Source organism: Sphingomonas sp. BK036 (assembly GCF_004216825.1).
In the GTDB taxonomy this organism is placed as follows: domain Bacteria; phylum Pseudomonadota; class Alphaproteobacteria; order Sphingomonadales; family Sphingomonadaceae; genus Sphingomonas.
The window spans coordinates 1-14,994 of record NZ_SGXR01000009.1 but is presented as its reverse complement, the minus strand read 5'-3'; the positions used below and the strand labels follow the sequence as shown (position 1 = coordinate 14,994).

At 66.9% G+C, this 14,994-nt stretch carries 15 protein-coding genes; 9 read left to right on the top strand and 6 right to left on the bottom strand.

Going from position 1 to position 14,994, the window contains the following annotated elements; all coding sequences use genetic code 11:
• From EV283_RS17900 to EV283_RS17880, 5 genes are all read right to left on the bottom strand, one after another.
• On the bottom strand, window positions 1-2,487 hold the full coding sequence (locus tag EV283_RS17900) for a TonB-dependent receptor (RefSeq protein WP_130327769.1): 2,487 nt from the start codon (window positions 2,485-2,487) through the stop codon (window positions 1-3).
• A gap of 73 nt (window positions 2,488-2,560) precedes the next feature.
• A complete protein-coding gene (locus tag EV283_RS17895) occupies window positions 2,561-2,803 on the bottom strand; it encodes a ribbon-helix-helix domain-containing protein (protein WP_130327767.1) in 243 nt (80 codons plus the stop codon).
• Between the two features lie 7 nt (window positions 2,804-2,810).
• On the bottom strand, window positions 2,811-4,634 hold the full coding sequence (gene cobT / locus EV283_RS17890) for a cobaltochelatase subunit CobT (RefSeq protein WP_130327765.1): 1,824 nt from the start codon (window positions 4,632-4,634) through the stop codon (window positions 2,811-2,813).
• A gap of 4 nt (window positions 4,635-4,638) precedes the next feature.
• Window positions 4,639-5,643, bottom strand: a complete 1,005-nt coding sequence (cobS, locus tag EV283_RS17885) for a cobaltochelatase subunit CobS (protein WP_055874633.1) — start codon at window positions 5,641-5,643, stop codon at window positions 4,639-4,641.
• Between the two features lie 265 nt (window positions 5,644-5,908).
• Window positions 5,909-6,433: a J domain-containing protein gene (locus EV283_RS17880; protein WP_082445396.1), complete on the bottom strand. Its 525-nt coding sequence runs from the start codon at window positions 6,431-6,433 to the stop codon at window positions 5,909-5,911.
• A gap of 122 nt (window positions 6,434-6,555) precedes the next feature.
• Between EV283_RS17880 and EV283_RS17875 the strand changes: the two genes are divergently transcribed.
• The 6 genes from EV283_RS17875 to EV283_RS17850 all read left to right on the top strand — a co-directional run bounded on the left by EV283_RS17875 (window position 6,556) and on the right by EV283_RS17850 (window position 10,880).
• Complete coding sequence (locus EV283_RS17875) at window positions 6,556-6,843, top strand: BolA family protein (protein WP_130327763.1); 288 nt, start codon at window positions 6,556-6,558, stop codon at window positions 6,841-6,843.
• Complete coding sequence (locus tag EV283_RS17870; protein ID WP_130327761.1) at window positions 6,843-7,550, top strand: glutathione S-transferase; 708 nt, start codon at window positions 6,843-6,845, stop codon at window positions 7,548-7,550. The genes EV283_RS17875 and EV283_RS17870 overlap by 1 nt, the downstream gene beginning before the upstream one ends.
• A 148-nt stretch (window positions 7,551-7,698) precedes the next feature.
• Window positions 7,699-8,148, top strand: a complete 450-nt coding sequence (locus tag EV283_RS17865) for an NUDIX domain-containing protein (protein WP_130327959.1) — start codon at window positions 7,699-7,701, stop codon at window positions 8,146-8,148.
• Between the two features lie 5 nt (window positions 8,149-8,153).
• Window positions 8,154-9,053 carry a pirin family protein gene (locus tag EV283_RS17860; protein ID WP_130327759.1) on the top strand — a complete coding sequence of 300 codons (900 nt, stop codon included), beginning with the start codon at window positions 8,154-8,156 and terminating at the stop codon, window positions 9,051-9,053.
• Window positions 9,054-9,231: 178 nt separating this feature from the next.
• Window positions 9,232-10,107: an alpha/beta hydrolase gene (locus tag EV283_RS17855; protein WP_130327957.1), complete on the top strand. Its 876-nt coding sequence runs from the start codon at window positions 9,232-9,234 to the stop codon at window positions 10,105-10,107.
• A gap of 293 nt (window positions 10,108-10,400) precedes the next feature.
• Window positions 10,401-10,880, top strand: a complete 480-nt coding sequence (locus tag EV283_RS17850) for an RcnB family protein (protein ID WP_130327757.1) — start codon at window positions 10,401-10,403, stop codon at window positions 10,878-10,880.
• A 36-nt stretch (window positions 10,881-10,916) separates the two neighbouring features.
• Here the strand turns inward: EV283_RS17850 and EV283_RS17845 are convergent, their stop codons facing one another.
• Entirely contained in the window at window positions 10,917-12,017 is a 1,101-nt protein-coding gene (locus EV283_RS17845; protein ID WP_130327755.1) for a DUF2332 domain-containing protein, read from the bottom strand.
• A 46-nt stretch (window positions 12,018-12,063) separates the two neighbouring features.
• Between EV283_RS17845 and hisG the strand changes: the two genes are divergently transcribed.
• The 3 genes from hisG to nusB all read left to right on the top strand — a co-directional run bounded on the left by hisG (window position 12,064) and on the right by nusB (window position 14,827).
• The gene (gene hisG, locus EV283_RS17840) at window positions 12,064-12,732 is read left to right on the top strand and encodes an ATP phosphoribosyltransferase (RefSeq protein WP_207223200.1); all 669 of its coding nucleotides are present in this window, start codon (window positions 12,064-12,066) and stop codon (window positions 12,730-12,732) included.
• A 130-nt stretch (window positions 12,733-12,862) separates the two neighbouring features.
• The gene (gene hisD / locus EV283_RS17835) at window positions 12,863-14,158 is read left to right on the top strand and encodes a histidinol dehydrogenase (RefSeq protein WP_130327753.1); all 1,296 of its coding nucleotides are present in this window, start codon (window positions 12,863-12,865) and stop codon (window positions 14,156-14,158) included.
• A 213-nt stretch (window positions 14,159-14,371) separates the two neighbouring features.
• Complete coding sequence (nusB, locus tag EV283_RS17830) at window positions 14,372-14,827, top strand: transcription antitermination factor NusB (RefSeq protein WP_056419319.1); 456 nt, start codon at window positions 14,372-14,374, stop codon at window positions 14,825-14,827.
• Window positions 14,828-14,994 lie beyond the last annotated feature (167 nt).

The following is a 14,994-nucleotide window of genomic DNA, read 5'->3' as shown; positions in this document are numbered from 1 at the left end:
TCAGAAGCGCAGGTTCACCGTACCAAAGACCGTCCGGCCCGCCGCAATCGACGCATAGTGGTTGGTGAAGGTCTGCGTGAAATAGGTCTTGTTCGTCAGATTCTGTGCGTTGACGCTGAGGTCGATAGTGTCGGTCAGCTTGTAGCTCGCGCGTGCATCGAAGCGCCAGTAATCGGGGATGCTGCGCGTCAGCACCTTGGTCGCGGCGTTGACCGTCACCACGCCCGCCTCGGTCTGCGTCGCGGAGCGGTTGTCAGCATAGCCACCGATCTGCTCGTCCATGTACAGCGCCGTACCGCCGATCTGGAGCCGCTTGGTCACGTTGATATTGGTCGTCGCGGTGAAGCTGTTCTTGGCGGTCTGCGGGACCTGCTTGCCGGTGTTGACCGACACGACACCGATGGTCCGGGCGGGCTGAATCACCGTGGTGACGCCGTTGGCGGTCCGCGGGATCGCCGGCGCCGTCAGGATGGTCGAGCCACCGTCGATGATCTTCGGATCGAGATGCGTAAAGCCGCCGAACACGGTCCAGCCGGGCAGGATCGTTCCGCTGACGTTGAACTCGACACCGCGGATCCGCGTCTTGCCGATGAACGACGCGGTGTTGGTATCGTCGAGCACGCGCGCGTTGGAAATGTCCGTCTGGAACACCGCCGCGCCGAGCTGGAGCTTCTCTCCGAACAGGCTCGCCTTGGCGCCGACCTCGTACGACTTGGTCTTTTGCGGCTTCAGCAGGCTGAGCGTCGCGACCGTGATCGTGTTATCCTCGCGGCCTTCGCCGAGCAGGCTGTTGGGCGGCGTCGCGGCGGTCGCATAGCTCGCATACAGGCTGGTCTCCGACGTCGGCTTGAAGACGAGGCCGGCCTGCCAGTTGAACAGATTGTCGACGCGATTGACCTTGGTCTGGACAGCGCCCGGCAGCGTGATCGTCGACTCGAACCGATCGTAACGCGCACCGAGGTTCAGGATCAGCGCCGGCATCAGCGTGATCGAATCGAACGCGTAGACGGCCTTGGTGTTGGCGTCGTTTTGCGTCTCGGTCGAGGGCGCGCCCTTCACGATCGGGGTCGCGGTCGTCGACGTGTCGCTCGTATAGTTGACCCACGGCGCATACGGGTTCGGATCGAACAGGCTGACGCAATAGGAGCGCGCGATGGTCGCGGTGTTGCAGCGTGGCGATATCGTCGATCCGTTGGCCGACACGAACGTGCCGCGCCGCGTCTTCTCCCACGAAATTTCGGTACCGAGCGAGAAGCTGTGCTCGATCGCGCCGGTCGCGAACTTACCGTAGAGATCGGTCTGGTCGACGACGCTCTCGCTATAGCCGTAGCGCGTGTTGCCGCGCGTCCAGACATAGCCGCCGGTCGTCACGTTCGCGCCCGTGTTGGTCGCGGTGGTGCCATAGACATTGCCTTGGCTGTCGTCGGGCAGCGTGAAGATATAGCTCTGGTCGCTGTGCGTGTAGCGCGCGGTGTTGCGCAGCGTGATACCGCCGAAATCATGCTCGACGCGGATCGTCGCCTGGTTGGTGGTCGCATCGCGGAAGTCGCGCGCCGCCACCCCGTAGAAGTTCTTGCGCGAGACATAGCCGGTCTGCCCCCCCGCGGTCGTCACGGTACCGATCGCAGGCTGCGTCGTGACGGCGCCGGTGCCGGGATGGTTGGCGATCGTGTAGAGATACGGGATGCCGCTGTCGGGCAATTCCGAGCTTTCCATGTGATAGAAGCTCGCGGTCAGCCGCGTCGGCGTGCCAAGCCCGACCGCGAATGACGGCGCGATTCCCCAGCGCTTTTGCCAGATCGCATCGCGGCCCGCGACGTCCTGGTCGTGCCACATCCCCTCGATGCGGAAGGCGGCAGTGTCCGAGACCTTGAGGTTAACGTCGCCGGTGATGCGCTTATAGTCCGCCTCGCCGTAGCTGGCACTGAGCGATCCGAAGGTGTCGAGCTGCGGCAGGCGCGACAGGATGTTGATCGTGCCACCCGCCGAGCCGCGCCCGCCCAGCGTCGAATCCGATCCGCGGACGATCTGGACGGAATCTACTGCGAACACTTCGCGCGTCTGCGAGGCGAGATCACGGACGCCGTCGACATAGATGCTGCCCTGGCTGTCGAACCCGCGAATGAACGGGCGATCGCCGATCGGATTGCCGCCCTCCGCCGCGCCGAATGTGATGCCGGGCACCGTGCGCAGTGCGTCGGCGAGGCTGTTGGAGCCGGTCTGCTCGATCACTTCCTTGGGCAGTACGATCACCGACCGCGGCGTGTTGACCAGCGGCGCGACCTGCTTCGGGCCTTCGTCGTGAATGCGCTGGCCGTTGACGAGGATCTCCTCGCGCTGCTGCGCATCGGTTACCGGCGCCGCCGCCTTGTCGGCATCCGCCGCATAGGCCGGCGCGGTCGTGAAGGCGCCAACGCACGACAGAGCGAGAAACGCAGGCACGGAGGACGAACGCGGCAACGATGCGCGCGGCGACGGTAGCGACATAGACAAACCCCTTTGTTCGTGGGGGCTCGCTATTGAGAGTCGTTCGCACTGTCAACGCTAATGCGAATAGTTCTCAATGGAAATTAACGAACAGCCATGTTCTCAATGCGCTAGCAAGATTGGGCGGATCGTCCGCGACAATGCGGATCGCGTCAATCTCGGCGACGAGCGCGGATAGCGGCAGCGCGAGACGCACGGCCGCGGCTTCGAGCGCCTGCCAGAAGACGGGTTCGAGGCTGATCGAGGTCTGGTGGCCGGCGATGGTGATCGAGCGCTTGACGGGGCCGTGGAAGCCGCCGGCTGGCGCCTCGATCACCGGTCGATCACTCGGTGTCGAACAGCGACGCGAGCTGCTCGATGATCGTGCCGCCAAGCTGCTCGACGTCCATGATCGTCACCGCGCGTGCGTAATACCGCGTGACGTCGTGGCCGATGCCGATCGCGACGAGCTCGACCGGCGACTTGCTCTCGATCCAGCCGATCACCTGGCGCAGATGCCGCTCCAGATACGAGCCCGAGTTCACCGACAACGTCGAATCGTCGACCGGGGCACCGTCGCTGATCACCATCAGGATGCGACGCTCCTCGGGCCGCGCAACCAGCCGCGCATGCGCCCACATCAGCGCCTCGCCGTCGATATTCTCCTTCAGCAACCCCTCGCGCATCATCAGCCCGAGCGAGTTGCGCGCACGCCGCCACGGCTCGTCGGCGCGCTTGTAGACGATGTGGCGGATGTCGTTGAGCCGACCCGGCTGCGGCGGACGCCCGGCGGCGAGCCACGTCTCGCGGCTCTGCCCGCCCTTCCAGGCGCGCGTCGTGAAGCCGAGGATCTCGGTCTTCACGCCGCAGCGCTCGAGCGTGCGCGCGAGGATGTCCGCGCTGATCGCCGCGATCGAAATCGGGCGGCCGCGCATCGATCCCGAATTGTCGATCAGCAGCGTCACCACGGTGTCGCGGAAATCGGTTTCGCGCTCCGCCTTGTAGCTCAGCGACAGCGTCGGGTTGACGATCACGCGCGCCAGCCGCGCCGCGTCGAGGATGCCCTCCTCCTGGTCGAAATCCCAGGAGCGCGACTGTTGCGCCATCAGGCGGCGCTGCAGCCGGTTGGCGAGCTTCGACACGGTCGATTGCAGATGCACGAGCTGCTGGTCGAGATAGCCGCGCAGCCGCGCCAGTTCGTCGGCGTCGCACAGCTCGGTCGCGGCGATCACCTCGTCGAACTGCGTCGTCCACGGCTTGTAGTCGAACGCGCCGCCCATGTCCGCGAACGGACGGTTCGGGCGGACGGGCTGCATCCCCTCCTCGCCGTCGTCGCCGGGCTCGCCGTCGATGTCGTCCATCGACTCGTCGCTCTGCTCCTGGCCGTCGCTTTCCTCGTTCTGCTGCTCGGACTGTTCGCCGCGCGCCTCGACTTCGCCCTGGCCGTCCTCGCCCTGGTCGTCGCCTTCGTCGCCCTCGTCCTGCTGCTGCTCGTCGGTGCCCTCGTCCTCGGAGCCGCCTTCGTCACTCTCCTCGGGGACCTGGTCGCCCTCGACGAGTTCCAGCTCCTGCAGCATTTTCCGCGCAAGCCCCTGAAACGCCTTCTGGTCGTCGAGCGCATAGGCCAGCGCGTCGAGATCGGTCTTGCTCTCGATCCACTCACGGACCAGCGCGAGCCCGGGCGCGGCGATCGCGGGCGATTCCTGCCCGGTCAGCTTCTCGCGCACCATCAGGCCGAGCGCGGTCGACAGCGGCACCTCGTCGCGATTGCGCGCGCGCGTGATCGGATCGGCGCGCAGCCGCACGTCGAGCGCCCGGTCGAGATTGTCCGCGATCCCCGCATAGCCGCGCGACCCGAGCGCCTCGATCCGCGCGGTCTCCACCGAATCGAACACTGCGCGCGCGACCGCTTCCACGGGCGCGGCACGGTTGTGCAGCGCGATGTCGTGCAGCTTCAGCCGCAGCGCGAAACCGTCGGCGAACCCACGCGCCTCCGCCACCTGCTCGGGCGGCAAGGCGCGCGCGGGCATGGGCACCTTGATGTGCTTGCCCGACTGTGTCGGCGCGTCCGCGGTGAAGGCGAGCTCGACCTCGGGCTCCTCCGCGATCGCGCGCGCCGTCCCGGCCAGAACCGCCTTGAAGCGATCGAGAGGCGTTTCGTTCGCCAAAAGCTTACGCCTTACCCACCACGCTCTCGGGAAGATCCTTGCCGAACACGCGCTGGTAATATTCGGCGACCAGCGGCCGCTCGGCCTCGTCGCATTTGTTGAGGAACGACAGGCGGAACGCGAAGCCGACATCGCCGAAAATCAGCGCGTTCTGCGCCCAGGTGATGACGGTACGCGGGCTCATCACGGTCGAGATGTCGCCGTTGACGAAGCCCTTGCGGGTCATGTCGGCGACGCGGACCATGTTCTCGACGACCTTCTTGCCGTCGGGCTTGTCATATTCGCCCGACTTGGCGAGCACGATCTGCGCCTCGACCTTGGCGGGCAGATAGTTGAGCGTGACGACGATATTCCAGCGGTCCATCTGACCCTGGTTGATCTGCTGCGTGCCGTGATACAGCCCGCTCGTATCGCCGAGGCCGACCGTGTTGGCAGTCGCGAACAGGCGGAACCACGGGTTCGGGCGGATCACGCGGTTCTGGTCGAGCAAAGTCAGCTTGCCCTCGGTCTCGAGCACGCGCTGGATCACGAACATCACGTCGGGGCGCCCTGCGTCATATTCGTCGAACACCAACGCGGTCGGAGTCTGGAGCGCCCAAGGCAGCAGGCCTTCGCGGAACTCGGTGATCTGCTGGCCGTCCTTCAGGACGATCGCGTCGCGGCCGATCAGATCGATTCGGCTGATATGCGCGTCGAGGTTGATGCGGATGCACGGCCATTTCAGGCGCGCCGCAACCTGCTCGATATGCGTCGACTTGCCGGTGCCGTGATAGCCCTGGACCATCACGCGGCGGTTATGCGCGAAACCGGCGAGGACGGCGAGCGTCGTGTCCGCATCGAAGACGTATGCCGGATCGAGATCGGGGACGCGCTCGTCGGCTTCGGAGAAGGCGGGCACTTCCATGTCGGAATCGATCCCGAACATCTCGCGCACCTTCACCATGCGGTCGGGGGCGTCGAGGATCGTGGTCTCGCGGCTGTCGGGCTGGGTATTGGGGATATCGGTCATGTTGGCCTCGTGTTCCCGGTAGCTCTAGGCCAAGCGCGGGCTGTTACTCAACCGCCGCTGTACGATTGGTCGGGCGATTGACCGGATGAGTTAGACGAACCGCTCGCCAGCGATGCGGTTCCGGCAGGCGGATCGTGAAATATCGATCAGAGTAAGTATGGATCACATTCTCGATCCGTCATCCCAGCGAAGGCTGGGATCCACAGCCACGATCGCGCCGCGTCTTGGCTCTGGATCCTGGGTCGAGCCCAAAATGACGGCGTGGCTATGCGAACGCCGCCGCGCCTTTCAGGTGCTGGTATGCAGCGATCACTTTCTGCAACTCCGATTCATGCGCGCGGTCGCCGCCGTTGCGATCGGGATGATAGCGCCGCACGAGTTCGCTGTAGCGTTTGCGCAGCGCGGTCCGGTCCGTATCCGTGCCGAGACCCAGGACGCGCAACGACCGTCGTTCGCCATCGGACAACACGCGGCCGTCCTTGCGCGCCGCCGCCATCCGTTCGCCGAAGCGCGCGCCGATCGCGTCGATCGGGTCGGCGAAGTCCGCCCATTTGGGCGGCGTGTCGCCACCGCCATGCGCAAACGCGCGCGTTTCGCGTTCCCAGCCCGCCATCGGTCGCTGCGCATGATGGATCTCGTCGGCGGTCATCCCGTCGAAGAAATTATAGCCCGCGTTGAACGCGCGGACATGCTCGAGGCAGAACCAGCGGAACTGCGGCGGCCCGCCGTCACTCGGCCCTTCCAGCGGCGGCGCGCGAAATTCACCCGGCTCTTCGCAGTCGCGCCACATGCAGACGCGCCCCGTCCCTTCCACACGGCCGTGAAACCGCGGGCTTGGTCGCTCTTTCCGCTCTTTTCGATCGTCGTCCGCCACCGGCTCCCCGCGCTTCCAAAACGGGCTATATAGGGCGCATGACAGACCTCGCCACCGGCTCCGTACAGGACCAGATCACCGCGCGCCTCACCACCGCGCTCGCGCCCACGCACCTGACCGTCGTCAACGAGAGCGGACTCCATGCCGGCCACATGGGCGACGACGGCACCGGCGAGACGCATTTCCGCGTCGAGGTGGAAACGCCGACATTCGAAGGCCTTACTCGCGTCGCGCGTCAGCGGCTCGTGAACCAGGCGCTCGCCGAGCTGTTGAGCACCAAGATCCATGCACTCGCCATCAAGGCGCGCGCGCCCGGGGAGATTTGATGGCGTACAAGCTCTGGTACTGGCCCTCCATTCAAGGACGCGGCGAGTTCGTCCGGCTCGCGCTCGAAGCCGCGGAGATCGCGTATGAGGATTGCGCGCGGACGGTCGGCGAAGAGGGTTTGCTCGCCGACCTGAACGACCGCACCGGGCGCACGCCGTTCGCGCCGCCCTATCTCGAACTGGACGGGCTGGTGATCGCGCAGGTCGCCAACATCCTGATGTATCTCGGCGAACGGCACTCGATCGCGCCGTCGACCATGGCCGACCGGCTATGGCTCAACCAGCTGCAACTCACGATCGCCGACCTCGTCGCGGAGGTCCACAACGTCCACCATCCGGTCGCTATGATGGACTATTACGACGACCAGAAGTCCGAGGCCGCGCGCGCTGCAAAGCAGTTCCGCGAGGAGCGCCTCCCGAAGTTCCTCGGCCATTTCGAGGATGCGGCGCAGGCAAATCTGGGCGATTGGCTCATCGACCACCGATGGAGCTATGCCGACACCTCGCTGTTCCAGATCGTCGAGGGGCTGCGCTACATGTTTCCGCGGCGGATGAAGACGCTTGAGCCGGAGTATCCCAATCTTATCCGCATACACGATCAGGTCGCCGAGCTGCCGGGGGTCAAGGCGTATCTGAAAAGCGACCGCCGGATCGCGTTCAACACCGACGGCATCTTCCGCCATTATCCCGAACTGGATGCCGCGTGAGTCTCGGCAGCCTCCTCATAACCAGCACTGTCCCGTCCAGCACCTCCCCGGCGAAGGCCGGGGTCCAGTTGGGAGACAGGAGTAACGACGCGCGGCCCGTCGCCATAGCGACCTTTCCAACTGGACCCCGGCCTTCGCCGGGGCGGTGCTGGTTGTGAGAACCCCGCGCCCTGCCGCGCGCATCCTGCTGGTCGACGGCGAAAACCGCGTCCTGATGTTCCGCTTCACCCCCGACGATCGCCCGCCCTTGTGGTGCACGCCGGGCGGCGCGGTCGATCCGGGCGAGAGCTACGCCGCCGCCGCCCGCCGCGAACTCTGGGAGGAGGTCGGCCTCGACATCGACTGCGGCCCCGAGGTCGCGCAACGGACGATCGACTTCGTGACCTTCGAAGGCGTCGAGGTGACCGCCGACGAACGCTATTTCCGCATCGACGTCGACACGTGCGAGGTGAAGGCGGGCAATCTCACGGAACAGGAGAAGCAACTGCTCGTCGGTCACCGCTGGTTTTCCCGAAACGACATCGCCGCGCATGACGAAATCATCTATCCAGCAGACCTGGTCGACCTTCTCGACGTCTCGGAACCTGCCAAGGGATAGCGCACATGCTCGATGATTTTGTCCTTCAGACCATCCTGCCCTCGACGCACGATCTGGGCGGGTTCAAGGTCCACCGCACGCTGCCGAACAAGGAACGGACGATGGTCGGGCCGTTCCTGTTCTTCGACCAGATGGGCCCCGCGCATCTCGAGGTTGGTTCGGGCATCGATGTGCGGCCGCATCCGCACATCAACCTATCGACCGTCACCTATCTGTTCGACGGCGCGATCGACCACCGCGATTCGCTCGGCACGCAGGCGCGGATCGAGCCCGGCGCGGTCAATCTGATGACCGCGGGCCACGGCATCGTCCATTCCGAACGCTCGCCCGGCGACGAGCGCGCCGGGGGGCCCAACCTGTCGGGGATCCAGACCTGGCTAGCGATGCCCGAGGCGGTCGAGGAGATCGATCCCGCGTTCGAGCATGTCACCAAGGCGCAGCTGCCGGTGATCGAGGCGCACGGCGCGCGCTCGCGGATCATCATGGGGAGCCTGTGGGGCCAGACCGCGCCGACCACGACCTATTCGGGGACGATCTACGCCGACATCGCGCTCGATCCCGGCGCGAGCGTGCCGATCGATGCGGCGGCGGAGGAGCGCGCGATCTATCTCGCGATGGGCGAGGCGACGCTGGAGGGCGTGAAGCTGGAACCGCAGGTGCTCTACGTCCTGCGCCCTGGCATTGCGGCGACGCTCCGCTCCGCGACGGGCGGCCGCGCCATGCTGTGCGGCGGCGATGCGTTCACGACGCCGCGCCACGTCTGGTGGAACTTCGTCAGCTCGAACCGCGACCGGATCGAACAGGCCAAGCGCGACTGGAATGCCGGCAACTTCCCGAAGGTCCCCGGCGACGAAAAGGAATGGATCGAAATCCCCGCAGTCCCCAAGACGGTGAGCTACCCCTGACACATCCTCCCCCGCCAGGGGGAGGGGGATCGCGCCGTCTGCTCCCCTCCCGCTTGGGAGAGGGGTTGCTCCTTCTTCTCCCCTCCCGCTTGCGGGAGGGGTCGGGGGAGGGCATGATCAAAGGGCAGCGCGACGGGTAGGCCCTCCCCTAACCCCTCCCGCCAGCGGGAGGGGAATGATGACGGACCTGCAACGCATCGCGCTGTCCACCGGCGTAGAGCTCGATGTCGCGATCACCGGCGATCCGGCAAACCCGCCCGTCATCCTCCTCCACGGCTTCCCCGAATCGCACCGCACCTGGCGCGCCGTCGCCCCCGACCTGTCGCGTGATCACTACGTCGTCGCGCCCGACCAGCGCGGGTTCGCGCGATCGTCGAAACCCGAGGGCGTCGAGAGCTATACCCCCGACAAGATCGTCGCCGACCTGATCGCGCTCGCCGATCACCTGAAGATCGACCGCTTCACGCTGGTCGGTCACGACTGGGGCGGCGCGGTCGCATGGATGGCGGCGTTGCGGCACCCGGAGCGTATCGCCAGGCTCGTCATCATCAACGCGCCGCACCCGCTCGTCTTCCAGCGGACGATGTTCGACGACCTGGAACAGCGCGCCGCCAGCCAGTATATCCGCGCCTTCCGCAACCCCGATCTCGAACGGCATGTCGATGCGATCGGGCTCGAAACCTTCTTCGACACCAGTTTTTCCAAGCATGCAGACCTTGCCGCGATGGCCGAGGACAAGGCCGCCTATCTCGATGAATGGGGCCAGCCGGGTGCGATCACCGCGATGCTCAACTGGTACCGCGCGAGCGCGATCGTCGTCCCCGCGATGGACGAGACGCCGCCCCGCCCCGCGTTTCTCGACGCGCCGTTCCCGCCGACGACGATGCCGGTGCTGGTGATCTGGGGGATGCAGGACAGCGCGTTGCTGCCGAGCCAGCTCGACATTGCCGGCTATGTGCCGGACCTGACGATCGAAAAGGTCGATGCGGGGCATTTCGTGCCGTGGCAGAAGCCCGACGCGGTGATCGCGGCGATGCGCCACTGGGGGATTTGACTAACCCGTCGGTCAGCGATCAACGTAATTTGTCGCCCAGCCCCCCCCCGGCGAAGGCCGGGGCCCAATTGGGGGGACCGCCGTAACTCGGGCCGGCGTTCCGTTACTGCGTCCTCTCCAATTGGACCCCGGCCTTCGCCGGGGGGGCATATCGGGAGGGGCATGCCCGTAGATAATGCCAAACCTTCACCACCTGTCTGGATCCTGACCACCGCATTCGGTGATCGTTCAGCGACGCGGGAGCAAAACCGTGTCCATGCCGTTGATTCGGCACCGAATACAGGAGAGCATTCATGCGTAAGATGATCCTCGCGGCAGTCGCCGCCGCCACCCTCGTTCCCACCTTCGCCGGTGCGCAAAGCTATGGCGAAGTCCGCCGCGACCAGCGCGAAATCCGCGAGAGCCGCCGCGATCTTCAGGACGCGCGCCGCTACGGCGACCGCGGCGATGTCCGCGACGCGCGCCGGGAACTCCGCGAAGACCGTCGCGAAGCACGCGAGGACTGGCGCGACTATCGCCGCACGCACGGCAACGTCTATCGTCGCCCCGCCTATGTCGGCCCGCGCGGCTATCGCTATCGTCCGGTGAACGTCGGCTACCAGTTCGCGCCGAACTATTACGGCCGTCAGTACTGGATCAACGATTACCAGACGTACCGCCTCGCGCGCCCGGCCTATGGCTATCAGCGTTGGGTCCGCTACGGCCGCGACGTCGTCTTGGTCGACACGCGCAACGGCCGCGTCGCGCAGGTCAACAACGGCTTCTTCTACTGAGCCGATCGATGCCGGCCGGGAGCGATCCCGGCCGGCTCAACCCTTCTCGTACGCGCCGCGCCGCATGACGTAATCGCGCGTCTCATAGGGGGCGGAGAGCCCTTCGACCCAGGCGCCATGCGCATGCGTCAGCGCCACCAGGTCCATCGCCCGCTCGCCCGGCCAACCGCGTACGCGCACCTCGTGCCGGTGCAGATCGCGATTGGGCTCCATCATCACCCAGCCCAGCGGTCTCTCGACCGTCGCGCGTGCCCCCGCCGCGTCCATCGCGATCCGGATCTGCTCGCGCGACGCTACGGGCAGATACTGCCACACCACCGAATGCATCAGCACGCGCGTGACGCCCTCGCGCTGCGGCGCGGCCAACCGCGCCTCGACCCAGTCCGCCGCCTCGCCTTGCACCAGATCGACGCCCCCCTCACGCACCATCGCGATCGCCGCCGCGAGCCGCGCCTGCCGCTCGACCGCATCGACCCAGACATACGCTTCGAGCCGAGCCGCCGCGACGGGATCGGCGACATCCACCGGCTGAATGTCGACGCCGCGAGTCGACTCGATCGCGACCGGCGCGCTTGGCGGTGGCGCACCCCGCCATTCGGGGCGGATCGTCACCGGCGATGCCGATGGCCCGACCGCCACGCTGCCAAGATCGAACCGATAGCGATCGATCAGCAGGTTGAGCCCTGCGCTCGATCCGATCTCGAGCAGCTCGAACCGCGGCCCATATCGCTCGGCCAGATGCAAGATACCGGTCATCATGCCGGCGGACCGCGCCGCCTCGTTGGTCTGCGGCGGCCCGTCGAGCCACGGCAGCAAGGCCGCATCCTGCGCGACGAGCGTCGCCTTCACCGTGGCCGCAACGCGAGTCGGGTCGGTCTCCGCGCCAGAGAACACCGTCGACAGCGCCGGGTCCACACCCGCGCGGTGCAGCGCGTGCAAGCCGCCGACCAGCCGCAATGCCAGAGCATCGGCGACCGGCTCGCCCGCCCAGTCGAGCGCCCGCCGTCCCGTCGCGCTGTCGCGATCGAGCGCGTGCGCCAGCGCCGTGCAGACCCGCGCAGTCACCGGCGCGTCCATCGCGGTGCAATAGCCCGCCTGGATCTCGAAGCACGCGCGGTTTGCCGGTTCATTTGCCATGTGCAGGTTGTTGCACCCGCCAAGCCTCACCCGTAAAGCCCGGCGCGTGCCTGACTCCCAGATCATTATCGCCGTCCCCAAGGGACGTATCCTCGCCGAGGCCCTGCCGCTGCTCGCGCGCGCGGGCATCCATCCCGAAGCGTCGTTCTCCGACGAGAACAGCCGCGCGCTCCGGTTCGCGACCAACGATCCGGACATCTCGCTGATCCGGGTGCGCGCGTTCGACGTCGCCACCTTCGTCGCGCACGGCGCGGCGCAGCTTGGGATCGTCGGTTCGGACGTGATCGCGGAGTTCGGTTACTCGGAACTCTACGCGCCGGTCGATCTCGGCATCGGCCATTGCCGGCTGTCGGTCGCCGAGCCCACCGCGATGGCGGCGAAGGACGATCCGCGCGGCTGGAGCCATGTCCGCGTCGCGACCAAATACCCGCATGTGACCGCTGCGCATTTTGCAGGACGCGGAGTCCAGGCGGAATGCGTGAAGCTCAACGGCGCGATGGAGCTGGCCCCGACGCTCGGCCTCGCGCCGCGCATCGTCGACCTCGTCTCGTCGGGCCGTACGCTGCTGGAGAACGGACTGGTGGAGGTCGAGACGATCATGGAAGTCACCAGCCGCCTGGTCGTCAACCGCGCCGCGATGAAGACACGCGCACGGGTCGTGCCCTTGGTCGAGGCGTTCCGCCGCGCGGTCGAGTCGCAGGAGATCGCAGCATGACAGCGCTATTCTGCTCCCCTTCCCGCAAGCGGGAAGGGGCTGGGGGTTGGGCTCGCGCTATCCTCCAGCGTAACGCCCGCGGTGAGCGCGTGCCCACCCCCAACCCCTCCCGCATGCGGGAGGGGGGCAAGTGATCCGCCTTTCCACCACCGACGCGGACTTCGCGACGCGCTTCACCGCGCTCGTCGAGGACCGCCGCGAATCCGACGCCGGTGTTACGCAGGACGTCGTCGCGATCATTGCCGCCGTCCGTCGCGATGGCGAGACCGCGATCCGCGACCTCACGCACAAGCACGATCGCCACGACCTCGAGAGCACCGGCTGGCAGATCGACGCCGCCGACTGCAAGGCCGCATTCGACGCGCTCGATCCCGAGCTGCGCACCGCGCTCGAACTCGCCGCGACTCGCATCCGCGCCTATCACGAGAAACAGCGCCCGCTCGACAGCGACTCGGTCGACTCGGCGGGCGTGCGGCTCGGTGCGCGCTGGTTGCCGGTCGACGCCGCCGGCATCTACGTCCCCGGTGGACGCGCCGCCTACCCCTCGTCGCTGCTGATGAACGCGATCCCCGCCAAGGTTGCAGGCGTCGGCCGTCTCGCGATGGTCACGCCGACCCCGGACGGCCAGATCAACCCGCTCGTCCTCGCCGCCGCGCATCTCGCCGGCGTCGACGAGGTCTGGCGCGTCGGTGGTGCACAGGCCGTCGCCGCGCTCGCCTATGGCGCCGGTCGGATCGAACCGGTCGACGTCATCACCGGCCCCGGCAACGCCTGGGTCGCGGAGGCCAAGCGCCAGGTCTACGGCGTCGTCGGCATCGACATGGTCGCGGGCCCGTCCGAGATCGTCGTCGTCGCGGATGCGCTCAACGACCCCGAATGGACCGCCGCCGACCTGCTCAGCCAGGCCGAGCATGACGTGACCACGCAATCGATCCTGTTCACCGACGATGCCGCCTTCGCCGACAAGGTGGCGGACGCGGTCGACCGCCAATTGCGCGATCTCGCCACCGAAGCCGTCGCGCGCGTCGCATGGGACACCAACGGTGCGATCGTCGTCGTCGATACGCTGGCGGACGCGATCCCGCTGGTGGACCGGCTCGCCGCCGAGCATCTCCAGCTCGCGATCCCCGATCCGCAGGGTTTCTTCGACCGCATCCGCCATGCAGGCTCGGTCTTCCTTGGCCGCTATACTCCCGAGGCGATCGGCGATTACGTCGCGGGGCCGAACCACGTCCTGCCGACCGGCCGCCGTGCGCGTTTCGCCAGCGGGTTGTCGGTACTCGACTTCATGAAGCGCACCAGCTTCCTGGCGCTCGACGAAGCCGCGCTGCGTGAACTCGGCCCCGCGACCGTCGCGCTCGCCAACGCCGAGGGTTTGCCCGCGCATGCCAAATCAGTGGCGTTGCGGCTTCGCCTCAACCACTGATTTTGTTCGCGCGGAGGCGCTGAGACGCGGAGGTGTCTACCTCGCCGCGCAGCGGCCCTCCGATCAAAGGCCAACAAGGAGATCGGAGCGGCTGCGCCGCACGCACCACCTCCGCGTCTCCGCGTCTCCGCGTGAACCAATCTTCTTCGCCTAGACACAGGCGAGACGCTAAGGGCTGACACGCAAGCCCCCCGCGCGTACAGGCAACCGCTTATGTCCAGAACCGCCCCCCGCACAAAGGCGCGTGCCGCCGCGCGTCTCGCCGCCGTCCAGGCGACCTACCAGCATGAGATGGAGGGCACCGCGATGCCCGTCCTGCTCAACGAATTCCACCAGCACCGGCTCGGCGCGACGATTGAAGACGTCGAATATGCCGAGGCCGATGTCGATTTCTTCGACGACCTCGTGACCGGCGCCAACGCGCGCGCGGGCGAGATCGACGTGCTGATCGAGGGCAAGCTCGCCAAGGGCTGGACGCTCGCCCGTCTCGACAAGCCGATGAAGGCGATCATCCGCGTCGGCACCTACGAACTGCTCGCACGCAAGGACGTGCCGGTTGCAGCCGTCATCAGCGAATATGTCGACGTCGCGCATGCCTTCTACGACAAGCGCGAATCGGGCTTCGTTAACGGCCTGCTCGACGGCATCGCGAAAGAAGTACGTAGCTGAGGACCTCCCTCTCCCCTCCGGGGAGAGGGTCGGGGTGAGGGGCTGCCAAGCAGTGCGGCGCCTGGAACGGGGGGGGGGGGGCGCCCCCCCCCCCCCCCCCCCCGGGGGGGGGGGGGGGGGGCGGGCCCCCCCCCCCCCCCCGGGGGGCCCCCCCCCCCCCCCCCCCC